The sequence below is a fragment of the Paenibacillus sp. SAF-068 genome (genome assembly GCF_051967555.1).
In the GTDB taxonomy this organism is placed as follows: domain Bacteria; phylum Bacillota; class Bacilli; order Paenibacillales; family Paenibacillaceae; genus Paenibacillus.
Genome location: NZ_JBQCJX010000002.1, coordinates 730,600 through 743,137, shown reverse-complemented (window position 1 = coordinate 743,137; position 12,538 = coordinate 730,600). Strand labels below are relative to the sequence as shown.

Annotated in this window: 10 protein-coding genes; 2 read left to right on the top strand and 8 right to left on the bottom strand. The window is 48.8% G+C overall.

Annotation, left to right across the window (positions count from 1 at the left end; all coding sequences use genetic code 11):
* Positions 1-71: 71 nt before the first annotated feature.
* The 4 genes from ACTHPG_RS17315 to ACTHPG_RS17300 all read right to left on the bottom strand — a co-directional run bounded on the left by ACTHPG_RS17315 (position 72) and on the right by ACTHPG_RS17300 (position 5,824).
* Positions 72-875, bottom strand: a complete 804-nt coding sequence (locus ACTHPG_RS17315; RefSeq protein ID WP_440390734.1) for a response regulator transcription factor — start codon at positions 873-875, stop codon at positions 72-74.
* 65 nt (positions 876-940) lie between these two features.
* Positions 941-2,341, bottom strand: a complete 1,401-nt coding sequence (locus ACTHPG_RS17310) for a glycosyltransferase family 2 protein (protein WP_440390733.1) — start codon at positions 2,339-2,341, stop codon at positions 941-943.
* A gap of 22 nt (positions 2,342-2,363) precedes the next feature.
* Positions 2,364-3,572 carry a HEAT repeat domain-containing protein gene (locus tag ACTHPG_RS17305; RefSeq protein WP_440390732.1) on the bottom strand — a complete coding sequence of 403 codons (1,209 nt, stop codon included), beginning with the start codon at positions 3,570-3,572 and terminating at the stop codon, positions 2,364-2,366.
* Between the two features lie 26 nt (positions 3,573-3,598).
* On the bottom strand, positions 3,599-5,824 hold the full coding sequence (locus ACTHPG_RS17300) for a hypothetical protein (RefSeq protein WP_440390731.1): 2,226 nt from the start codon (positions 5,822-5,824) through the stop codon (positions 3,599-3,601).
* Positions 5,825-6,681: 857 nt separating this feature from the next.
* On the opposite strand from ACTHPG_RS17300, the gene ACTHPG_RS17295 reads away from it, so the two are divergent.
* Complete coding sequence (locus ACTHPG_RS17295; protein ID WP_440390730.1) at positions 6,682-7,926, top strand: DNA polymerase IV; 1,245 nt, start codon at positions 6,682-6,684, stop codon at positions 7,924-7,926.
* Positions 7,923-8,264, top strand: coding sequence for a YolD-like family protein (locus ACTHPG_RS17290; protein ID WP_440390729.1), 342 nt, complete (start codon positions 7,923-7,925; stop codon positions 8,262-8,264). Before ACTHPG_RS17295 ends, ACTHPG_RS17290 begins: the two co-directional genes overlap by 4 nt.
* 223 nt (positions 8,265-8,487) lie before the next feature.
* Here the strand turns inward: ACTHPG_RS17290 and glsA are convergent, their stop codons facing one another.
* The 4 genes from glsA to ACTHPG_RS17270 all read right to left on the bottom strand — a co-directional run bounded on the left by glsA (position 8,488) and on the right by ACTHPG_RS17270 (position 12,534).
* Positions 8,488-9,429: a glutaminase A gene (gene glsA / locus ACTHPG_RS17285; protein ID WP_440390728.1), complete on the bottom strand. Its 942-nt coding sequence runs from the start codon at positions 9,427-9,429 to the stop codon at positions 8,488-8,490.
* A 137-nt stretch (positions 9,430-9,566) separates the two neighbouring features.
* Entirely contained in the window at positions 9,567-10,049 is a 483-nt protein-coding gene (locus tag ACTHPG_RS17280; RefSeq protein ID WP_440390727.1) for a GNAT family N-acetyltransferase, read from the bottom strand.
* Positions 10,050-10,320: 271 nt separating this feature from the next.
* Positions 10,321-11,556, bottom strand: a complete 1,236-nt coding sequence (locus ACTHPG_RS17275) for an L-lactate MFS transporter (RefSeq protein ID WP_440390835.1) — start codon at positions 11,554-11,556, stop codon at positions 10,321-10,323.
* A 180-nt stretch (positions 11,557-11,736) separates the two neighbouring features.
* Entirely contained in the window at positions 11,737-12,534 is a 798-nt protein-coding gene (locus ACTHPG_RS17270) for a LytR/AlgR family response regulator transcription factor (RefSeq protein WP_440390726.1), read from the bottom strand.
* Between the last annotated feature and the right edge of the window lie 4 nt (positions 12,535-12,538).

Sequence of the window (12,538 nt, the reverse complement as noted above, 5' to 3'; positions counted from 1 at the left end):
TCCGGGTAGTGTATTTGGTGGTGCTTAAAATCCATGTAAATAGATGGTTTGCTGTTGCTCTATTCTATCTTCTAATGCAGGCAGCGTCTGATTCGGGCATCCAGTTCTACAGGCGAGAACGGTTTGGTCATATAATCATCCACTCCGCTGCGGAAGCATTGACTGATCGTCTGCTCGACACGCTGCTCGGTTAACACCACAATTTTGGGTGGCTGCTCCATCTCCAGCTTCTGAATATGATGGATGAACGGCAGACCGTCGATGCCATACAGATTCAGCTCCGTGAGCACCAAGTCTGGTGTAACCTTCTCGATCAATTCCAGCGCAGCCAGTCCATCGACAGCTTCATAGGTTTCGTATCCCTGCATCTTCAGTCGCAATTGCAGGAATTCACGTACCGTCGGATCATTGTCCACAATCAAAATGCGTTCCGGCTCGTCCGCCGTATTGTCCAGCGTGTAGATATGAATCTCCGACGAATCTACGAGCTTCGAGGATTCAGCCATATGCTGAATGGTTGCCTTCGAAGGGCGCTCCCCTTCCGGGAAACTGGCCAGTGTAATCTGTGGATCGGCACCGGGTATCGTCTCTTGCAGCTCATGCTTGATCCGAAGCCCTTCGTAATGAACCTCATCCAGTGACAACCCTGGCAGCAGGACAGCAATCGTCTGGGTCGCCCCATCCTTCCACACCTGGAACGATGTCGCGCTCGTTTGCTCCAGATATGTCCTGACCTGCTGCTCAGGTTGAGCATTTCCTGCACAATGGATGAACATTAAACCGCATGTTTCGGCACCCGTTTCCTTCAATCCCTGTTCTACACTTCGGTACACATTAACGGCAGCCTCACGCTGCAATGTCGCCGTATTTGGCATGTTCTTTTCCACCCTTCTCCTCGATTATCTATACATGTTGCTGTAACTTACCCTGATCTCTGTACTCAAGCGGCTTCGCTTGTTTTCTTCTCATCCTCGGACCAGCTTTGGCGTGTCATGGTACCCCATGAATTGTTGTTTTGCATGAACTGTACATGTCCCTGCAATCTCCACAGTACCCCCAGCTGATGGTAGCCCACGAATTTCAGCGCGGAGTAGACCAGCATTTTGACCAGATCGGAGAGTTTGTTGTAACGTTTGAACGCAATCTCTTCCAGGACAAGTGCGCCTACACTCAGCAGATAACCACTTACGAAGTTCAACAGTCCGAACAAGAGCAGGATCGGCCACTGTGTCATATCCAGAAGCACATATCCGGCGAGAGCCAGAAGTCCGGTAATCCGGAAATACGGGTTCAGCGCTTCAAAAATAACGTTGTATGGCATGGTCACCATACCCATAACCTTATATTTCGGATTGAACAACATACCGCGATTCTCAAGCATGTTCTTCAGGTTCCCACGGCCCCAGCGCTTGCGCTGACTGGACAAGATCCGGTAGGAATCTGGTGCTTGTGTCCAGCAAACCGCCTCAGGACAGAAGGCAACGCGATACTTCAATTTATTTTCCAGCATATACCGGTGGAGCTTGATGATAATGTTCATGTCTTCCCCAGGATAACCATCCCGATATCCACCTACGGCGATAACAGCATCCTTACGGAACATACCGAAGGCACCGGAGACAATGATCAGACCGTTCATGTGACTCCAGCCAATTCGTCCGCCCAGGAAGGCTTTGAGATATTCAATGGACTGGAACATGGGCCAGATCTTGCGCGGCAGCGACACATCTTGCACTGCCCCGTTTTCTATTTTGCATCCATTGGCGATCCTTACATCCCCACCGATGGCTACTGTCTCTTCCGGATTCTCCATATACATGCGTGCCATGCGGATCAGGGCATCTTTCTCCAACAATGAGTCGGCATCGATGGAAGAGATTAGCGGATAATGAGACAAGTTGATCCCTGCATTGAGGGAATCGGCCTTCCCGCCATTTTCCTTGTCAATGACATACAGATCAGGGAACTCCGGATTATGGTAGATCCCGCGAATTTTCTGACAGGCGATCTTGCCCCGAATCTTCGTATTAGGTACTGGCTTCAGACGATATTCCTCCAACAGGATCTTCAGCGTGGCATCACTGGAGCCATCATTCACGACAATGACTTCATACGTTGGATAATTCAGCGTCATCAGACAGTTCACATTCTCAATAATGGTCAGTTCCTCGTTGTATGCCGGTACTAACAGAGAAACCGAAGGCACCAGCTCGGAGCCTGACAACGTATTGTATTTGGAATAATGCGACCGCCGAAAGATCGTCCAGATATTACGGAACGACAAGGCGAGAATGGAAAAATAGAGCGTATTTACAAAAACAACATAGTAGATTGCGACCATGCCGTAGATTAATAGTAGATCCCTAAGCAGTGTAATCCCCTCCTACCGTAGCGACACCTGTGCGTTTCTTGCTGGTTCTGTTCTCTCGGACAGGGCCAAAATAGCGATCGTACAGCAGTCTTTTTTTGTTATGGGCAATCATCTGCTCTACCGCTCTGTCATCGGTTCTCGTGTGCTGCATCGTGCTCTCGATCTGCTGCATCGCAATCTCGCGTTCAACACCTGTACCTTGTACCGCTGCTTGACACAGTGCTTCGAATCCCGGTTCTCCGAGCTTGCTCAGACTCTCGGCACTGTTATAACGGACTCTCCAGTCTTCATCCCGCAATGCTTTGCGCAGCAATGGAATGCTGCCCGATGCATGTTTCGATCCGAGTGCTTGTACCACTTCGGCGCGAACTTCCGGGTCGTTATCCTGAATCAGTTTCAGAATCGTCTCATCCCGAAGTGCCGGACTTGCGCTAAGATACAGCTTTACGGCTTCGGCACGTACATCCTGATGTTCTGCGCCTACCAGTCTATCGAGTGCAGGCATCACTTCAGGTACAGCCTGTCCCCACATGGCAACCAGTCCGACTTTGACAAAATCCGGATTCCGGTCTTCCAGCAATTCAATTAGAATTCTGCTCGTATCCAGACTCGTTTCAAGCAGAATATCTGCTGCCAGATGGTGAATGGACTTGCCTTTGGTTAATAGTATCGCCAGCATATCTTTCAGTTCGCCTTGTTGGGTCGTACATCTGGAGATCGATCGACCAATCATAATGGCCATAGGACCCGGTTTCTCATCCTTCAACAATTCCATCAAACCCGGAACGGCTTCAGGACAACGCATGCCACCCAAGCGATACGCGGCATCAATCTGACGACCGTACCTCAGACGGCCCAATTCTTTCAGATCATGCTCTACGAATCCTGCTTCACGGCACAGTGCAATTAATTTGTCACGATATTCACCCTTGAACTGATCGATCCATTCAATCAGTCTGTCCTGAATGACTCTGCGTTCCAGCGGAGCCAGTTTGCCTGGTGGCAATTTGAGCGGACTATTCTCGGTCAAGGCTGTTTGCAGGTAGGTGAAGTAGTCACGCTGCTTCAGTTCATAGAACGCCGCCTTGCGTCGTTTGCCATTGTGGGACATTTTCATGGCAAACAATACGATGACGCCTACAACAACCAGTCCGATACAGATGTACAAAAACAGATAGGCCAGAGCCAAACTTGGAAACATGTGAAAAGGTCCTCCTTTAAAATCATTTATTCGATCTGAAAACTAGGAATTTTCTCGTAGCTCTTCTTCATTTTTTCGTAGCTCAGCTTCAGCCGTTCACTATACTGCACTTGCTCCCAAGGCTGCCAGCTATACACTGGCAACGTCTTCAGGTCCAGGGTCGTCTGTTCACCCCCAGGCCAGGATACGTTCTTCGTGGCACGATCCGTTAACCATGGAATGAGGGTAACACCTTCCACAGCAACTGTGGAAAACTCACGTCCATTCTTGAGCGGTCCGTAGTCGATCGCTTGCAGCGAACTTGGATCACCGAACCCGAGCAGCATCCAGGGAATTCGCATCTCCACCTGATTGCCGTTATATTGCCACGCCGTTAATGAATCCGTATCGGACTGGCCGGGAGCCGTCGTTCCCCGTTTCAATGTTCCAACCTCTTCATTCATGAATGGATGAGCGGATCGGGTATCCGGCGGTGTCATCCTCAGGCTGACTGCCAGATTCCATGGATGGAACGGATCTGCGGAATCGGACTGCTGATCTGGCAGCATGTCGTATCCTTCCTTGCCGTAAAGACGCTGATTAAAGTCATAATCCTTGGCGATCTCCACCTGAGATTCTTCATCCTGTCCCAGTGTAATTACCGTCTCAAGACCATCACTGAGCGTCCGGCCCGGGAGTAACGTATCAGGCTGACTACCTCCAGCAAGTGTATTGGTTCCAATCCGCAGCACCGTCTGATTCGGGTCAAAAGGTTCATCCAAGGTCAGCCCAATATACAGATAGGCTTCATCATGGGTCATCTTCATTTCCTGAATGCCGTCCACTTGGCCCTGCCAGGTCGTGACCTCCTCATCCTTCAGATCATCCCAGTCATCCAGTGATCCGTCGATGGTCAACTGTTCCTGTTTACCAGGATCCATGGCAAGCAGACCAAACATCTTCTCGTTCGTCAGCACGTTCAGCCAATATGCACGGCGATCAGCCGGGATTTCCAGTGGCATTGTGTTCCATGTTTTTTTGAACCATTCATCCTGCCACATGAACACAATGGCTCCCGAGTACCCTTCATCATAAATATCCTTCGTCAGTGACGCATCAATATCTCCCTGCTCTACTTCGTTATGTCCACCCTGATTCCGTCCTCCCATACCCAGATGGGAAATACCAAGAGAAGAGGGTACGCCATACTCTGTAACCATGACAGGCATATCGGAAAACTCGGCTTTAAGTTTACGAAGATAGCTTTTGTACGTGTTGTACTCCCCGTTCTCATCCTTAATCGTTTGGAGCGTTTTATCGATATGGAACAGATCCGGGTAATATGGGTACACATGGTAGGCTGCAAAATAACCTCCCTGCCACGCCTCCGGCTGAATATGTCGAGCATCCACACTGACGAGATCCTCTTCATACAACGGCTCACCGGGATGATCCAGCACATCGGTCGTTACCCAGTTGGTGAAGGTCATCGGATGTTCCCATCCATACTTCTTCTCCAGGACTGCCGTATGATCCAGCAACTCTGCCAGCCAGTTCTCAAACGGTGAAGCTTCTGGAGTAGCCGAGAAATGAACTCCCTTGTACTGTGGAACGTCCGCGTGTTTCTCGTTCGTGTTGTCTACCATCGCCGGGTCCCATTCCGTGCCCACATGCCAGGCCATCAGGTATTTTCCTGCATTTGTTTTGTATTTGCCGCTGGACTCTCCCTGCTTGGCGGGAATGTCCGCGTCGCCATAGACAGCAGATACTGCCTTTTCAATCTCCTGCTTGAACGTCTGCTCAATATGGGCCGCGTAAGCATCCTGCTTCTCAATCAACTCTTCTTCAGGTGACCATATGCCCTGTATAAAATATAACGGTTGCTCCCGTCCGCGGTTATATTCGACCAATGCGGTGTAGAAAATCGGTTCGTGAACCGTGTATACCCGGATCACATTGGCTCCCAGATCCTCAATCTGCTGGAACCACCGCAAATAATCCTCTTTGGTCAGCGGAAATTCTCCCGGGTAATGCCCCGGTGATGTTGCGCCCAGATTGACACCTTTGACGAACATCTCCCTCCACGTTCCATCCGGACCGTATTCCATAAATCTGTCTCCATCGGTCTTGAATTTCATCTCCGTGCCGTTCTCCGCTGTGTACGTAACGAGCTTGGGCTGCATATAGTGCCATCCGGCAAATATCCCACCGGTCACCACCACGGCCCCTGTCAACACCGTTAATAGCCAGCGTCTTCGTCTTTGTCTGCTCATGTCTTTAGATTGCTCACCTCTCTAATATGCATCCTGCTTCAACACCGAATGGTCCAACATGAAGTTTACGAATCATTCCGCTTCGGATGTCCGCTTGGTAGAGATGTCAGCGGTGTAGTTCTCACTATAGCGCTAAGACTCTGCATTTGTAACTAGGCTGATGGAAGCAAACATGAAATGGAACATTCTGCCCATGATTCGTAAAAAGGTCCATCAACTGGCACCGGGAAGCCTTTGGGATACGTCTTATTCTTGAACACTAATATCTGCTGGAATCGCATGGTTTGGATACCCTGCTGATCTTGCAATTCTGGAACCTTTATTGTTATGTGCAACGCGGGTACAGGCAACGTTTGCCGTTTGAACACATACCCCATTAAACGCGAATCATATTTTAAAGTTGCGGCCCTTTTTACAGTATTAACCATAAAGATTACAAAATTGATACTATAGTCCGATAACGCATCAGCGATATTCCGCGTCACATCAAGGTTTTCTGAAAAATGCAGAAAATCAAAAAAGGACGTCAGTCCCCCTCTATAGGACTGTGCCCATGAATCACTCTTTTACAAAAAGCTGAATGAACGCCCGGTCATCACCCAGAGGTCACAGATCTCTCACATTAAATGTAAAAAAGCACATCTTATTTCCTAATTTCTGCCTCTAATATTGTTAATCCATAATTGTGTCCAATTTGCAAAATAATTCCGGTTGCCGCTTTTCGAAATGTCGGATATGCTTATGAAACAAGAACACTTGTTCCATACTGTAAATAAACTGTTAATTATCGATACTCAAATGAAGAAAACAAACGCTAAACAGAAGAGCACAGCATCACGGATAAGGAGAGAAGTCTTATGCCCCGCCAAGACAGACGTGTCATCATGTTGGCCGACTGCCAGTCATTCTATGCCAGTGTGGAGAAGTCTGCACATCCCGAATACAAGGACCGCCCCCTCGTTGTTGCGGGAGATCCGGCGCGCCGTTCAGGTATTATTCTTGCGGCCTGTCCACTCGCCAAGTCCTATGGGATCACAACGGCGGAACGATTGGGCGAAGCTCTCGCCAAATGTCCGGATGTTGTTGTTGTTCGCCCGCGGATGGCCGAGTACATCAGGGTTTCCCTTCATATTACGCGCATCCTTCAGTCATTCACCGATTTGGTGGAACCGTATAGTATTGACGAACAGTTTCTCGATGTCACCGGAAGCCTGGATCTGTTCGGCAGTCCCGAGACCATTGCACGCAGCATTCAATCCAGAGTGATGGAAGAGACGGGTGTGTACATTCGCATTGGTATCAGTGATACCAAAGTCGTCAGTAAGATGGCTTGTGACCTGTATGCCAAAAAAGTCCCCAGTGGCATCTGCACGCTGCCTCGCAAGGATCTGCCGTCCACCATCTGGAAGAAGCCCGTCCGAGACATGTTCATGGTCGGTTCCCGCATGGCGCAGCATCTCTACAAGATGGGGGTCCATACGATTGGTGATCTCGCCCAGACCCCGCTGTCCCGGCTGAGAGAACGCTGGGGTGTGAATGGCGAGGTATTGTGGCGTATCGCCCGGGGTATGGATGATTCCCCGGTCAAACCCGGGACATATGCCCATCAGCAGCAGGGAATTGGACATCAGATGACGCTACCCCGGGACTATGACTCCTGGGAAGATATCAAAGTGGTACTGCTCGAACTGGCGGAACTCGTCAGTCGACGTTCCCGGGACAAATCACTCATGGGCCATGTGGTCTCGGTTGCATGCCGCGGACAGGATTATGATCGGCCAACCGGTTTCTCCCGCCAGATGAAGGTGAATGAACCCACCAACATTACGGATGAAGTATACGATGCGGCAGCAGCGCTGTTCCTGCGCCATTGGGACGGATTACCCATCCGCCGCATCAGCGTGTCACTGACCGGACTTGTACCCGATTCGGAAGTGCAGCTATCCTGGTTCGATGACCGCGAACGCAAAAGAGAGCTGGAACGTGCGACAGATGATATCAAGCGCAGGTACGGAGATACTGCCATTATGCGCGCATCCTCCCTCTGCTCATCCGCGCAGGCCCATGAACGTTCTCATAAAATTGGAGGTCATTATAAATGAGTAAAAAATTGCAGCAAAACGGGATCTTCGAGTCCTCACGCATGATGCTCCCCGAACACCGGGAAGCCTACATTCTTCATCAGGAACAACTTGCTCCTCGTACCCGACCATCACTGGATGCTCAAGCGGCAGAAGAAATGTCCCGTCTGCTCAGCAACTCGATGATGCTTGGAGATGTGGTCACCATTGCCGTGTTTCATGAACACGACAATATCCGTTATACGGGGCAGGTGCTTCGACTGGACCGTCCTGCCCGGACCCTCAGACTCCAGATGGAAGGCGGGTCCCGGGACATTCAGATGAACCTGATTACAGATGTTGCCTTAGCCAATGACTGAGTACTGACTGAAGATAATATACCTACCTCAATGTTGTGGATGTTCCATGATAGATGCAGCGTAGTCGTTACCATGCAGGACTACCTTCCTACACATCCTGATGAATACCAAAAGCAGCCGACGAGACTATCCGAACCATTCACTTCGTTCAAAAGAAGCAAAATATCGGATACGTGATTCATCGGCTACATATGCGGGTAGTTCTATTTCTTTCAGAAAACTTTCAGAAAAAGCTCCAGTCGAATTCCTTGGACAGACGCTCGAGCAGATGCACGCCGGCAATACTGTTGCCTTTGCGATTCAGAGCCGGGCCAACCAGACCTATGCCGAATTGTCCTGGTACAAGGGTCAAAATCCCTCCCGATACACCACTCTTGGCAGGCAAACCGACCTCAATGGCAAATTCGCCTGACGCATTGTACATCCCGCAGGTCGTCATGAAGGTTTTGGCAATCTGTACATAACGACGAGGAATGAGTTCGATGCCCGTAATCGGATCTGTTCCATTGTAGGCCAGAACAAGTGACATTCGAGACAGATCTGCACACGTCACTTCAATGGAGCAATGACGGAAATACACAGCAAGCACATCTTCAACTTCATCCTTAATGACCCCGTTATGCTTCAAAAAGTAGCCAAGTGAACGATTCATATGACCGCTCTCCGATTCGGACTGGAATACATCCTCGTTATAACCCAGCTGATCATTATTCGCCAGCTTGCGGAAAAACTCCAAAATACGGCGGGATTTCTCTTCCTTGCAGTCTCCTCCAACTAAAGAGGACACGGTAATCGCACCTGCATTGATTAAAGGATTAAACGGAATGCCGGGTTCAACCAATTCAAGCTTGATCATCGAATCGTAATCGTCGCCTGTAGGTTCTTTTCCTACATTAAAGAAGACCGCTTCTTCCCCATGGTCCATCAAGGCCAGAATTAGAGTAAATACTTTGGAGATACTCTGCATCGTAAACGGGACACCACAATCCCCTGCGGAAACATAGTTCCCTTCGGCGTCCATGATATGTATACCCAGCTCATCCTGAGAGGCTTTGACAAGTTCCGGAATATAAGAAGCCACCTTACCCTGACCGGTGTGCAACCGACTGGTTTCCAGCCACTCCGGTAGCAATGCATTCAGACGCTCCATGGTTGAATTGCTCATATGTCATCTCCTCCACATCTCTATATAGGCATCTTACATGAGATCCGCATGATTAAGCTCATGACCATGATGATGATAAGCTTGATCCGCCTTATGCAAGATGCCCATATGATCTGATTACCCTCAGAACCCTTCCTTTACCGCTTCCTTTGAAGATTTAACTCCAAAATCTCACCAGGAAGACCATCGTAATCACCTGTCCATGTGGACACAAAGTTCTGTCTGTTTAAGATCTGACGGGAAGCGACGTTAGACGGATCGATAACTGCATAGAGCGATCCAATCCCTGCAGCTTGTGCCTGGATAATCAACCGTGACGCAATGGATGTGCCTTGGCCTTTTCCCCAATGTTCAGGCAGGATCATGTAACCAATCTCAGCTCTGGTCGGGTCCTCTTGATCCGGAATCAATTTGGCATACGCCACACCGGCACCATCTTCGCTAAATACCCGGTAATGTCCGCAAGTGGAACGCTCATTAAAATCCAGCATGGACTCGAATTGCGTTCTCGCCTCTTGCTCCGGTATTGCACGTTCTGTAATCTGTTTCATCACTTCCATATTGGAAACCAATGCATAATAATCATCAAAATCAGGTTGTGTGTATTTAATGAATTTCATGATATGCCTCCTCTGGGGTACATAACTTGGTCTTGGTGTTATTGAATTCACCTAGAGTATAACAGAAGCGAATGATGTAATGCACATCAGGCAACATGCTCGCAGGCAGCCAGATGGTCTAATCGGACCAACAGACTGGCAATGGGGTACTGTAGAAGATACCAAAAAGCGGCCTCATCTGGAGACCGCTTTACTTCATTTGTTTATTAATTTGCTTTATAAGATGAAGAAATATTCTCTGTTCCGTTTTCCATACTTCCAGTTCATGTTGTTAGCTTGCCCGTGATGAAGGCTTCAGGTTCATCTGTTTTTCACGTTGACGTGCACGACGACCTTGACCTGGAGGGGTAATGATCAGTGCAAGCAACAGCGAGACAGCACAGAGTACCGCAATCACGATGAAGGTAAGATGGAATCCGCCCAGCAGGGCACTGATGAATGATCCTGCCAAAGCACCGAATCCAAATCCCTGGTAAATCACGCCATAGTTTTTGCTCTGATTTTTCAGTCCGAAGTAATCGGCTACAATCGCCGGGAATACCGTAATATTACCACCGAAGCAGAATGCAACGGCCGCTACACAGGCGAAGAAAATCCCGAAGGTTAGTTGAACCAGACTAAGTGTCATAACAGCTACGGCTGTAACCAGCAGCGCACCAGCGATGACTTTCATCCGTCCTACTTTATCTGACAGTGCCCCAAGAATAATCCGCCCTGCTGTGTTAAAGATTGCAACCATGGCCACTGCGTTGGCAGCTGTAGCTACATCAAGACCTGCAAGCTGCACCCCGATATCTTTGACAATACCGATTAGATACAAACCGCTCATACATGCCGTGAAGAAAATAACGAACAGCATATACGCTTCTTTTGTACGCAGCATCTCTTTCACAGTATAGTCATGACGTGCCACGACTTGTTTGGACCCTTCCTTGCTTGCCGGAGCCTGTTCACGAACAACGGCTTCACGAATCAGGAATGACCCCGCAACCACCAGAACCAGAACGATAATGCCCCAATACATAAATGCCTGAGCAGGACCAACGGCCCCAATCAAAGCCGAGTTCACATATTTGAACAATAGACTACCGGTACCGAAGGCACCTACCGAGATTCCCGAGATCAGACCTTTACGCTCCGGGAACCATTTGATCAGATTGGACAACGACGTAATGTACGCCGTACCATCTGCAAAACCAACGACAAATCCAGCCAAAATGTACAGCAATGTTAACGAAGAGACTTGGGAACTCAGAATAAGACCCAGCCCAAGCACAACCCCGGCCACACGGATCAGGCGCTGAAGACCCCAACGTTCCTGCAACCGTCCTGCAAACAACGTGGCAAATGCCAAAGCAAAACTGGTAATTGAAAAAGTTATCGCGACCGAGCTGACGTCCCATCCGAAACGGTCAGACAGCGGTTGATTAAATAAACTCCAGGTATAGATGGTTCCAAGACCCATTTGTACAATGATGGTCCCCAAAACAATAAGCCAGCGGTTCATTTTTGTAGGTGCAAATGTTGATTCAGGTGTTGATGGAACGGATGAAATTGCTGCTTTCATCGTGATCTCCCCTTTGCCGATGTCATATACATGAATGCGTTCACAAGGTAATCATACATGAAAGGGGATTCATTACACCGTTTTGAGCATGAGTTGCATCAGATGCGGAATGAAATGCTTCTAGATGCGCATGAGTTGCCTGAATTCTTTGACCTTCCCGCGACTCACGGGTACTTCAGCTTCCAGATCGCGCAGGCGAAGCAGATACGTATTGTTGAACCAAGGCACGATTTCACGGATTTGCGACAGATTGACAACGTACGAACGGTGGCAGCGAAAGAACGTGTCCTGTGGCAAACGGCTGTGAAAATCCGATATGCTCACTGGCATGGTGAACTCCCCATTTTTGGTATATACCTTCGTCACTTTCTCTTGCGCTTCCGCATAGTAGATATCTGCCGTATCCGTAACAATAATATTGTCATTCCGCAGCAGATTAATTCTTCTGTCCGTATGGGAATTCATATCTCGTACCAGTTCACCCTGAACAGCAGAATATCCGTCCGCCGCAGGGGCTGTTCCATCCTCAACATGTTGCTCCGCCGGCGTGTGATCACGCTTGAAAGCCATCTCCAGCTTATGGAGCATCGCAGCGATTCTCTTCTCGTCATAAGGCTTCAAAATATAATCGAATGCCTCCAATTCAAAGGCTTCTGCTGCATGTTCCTTATACGCCGTAGTAAAAACAATATAGGGTTTTGTAGCAAACTTCCCAATATGATGGGCCAGCATCATGCCATCCAGCGAGGGAATATTGATATCGAGGAAAATGACGTCCACTTCTTGTTCCTGCAAAAATTTCAGTACATCCAGCCCGTCTTCAAGGCGATCCACTACCTCAATCTGACTATGTTCCTGAATTAAGTAATTCAGTTCTTCGCTTGCCAGAATCTCGTCTTCCACAATAAGAGCTCTCATTGAT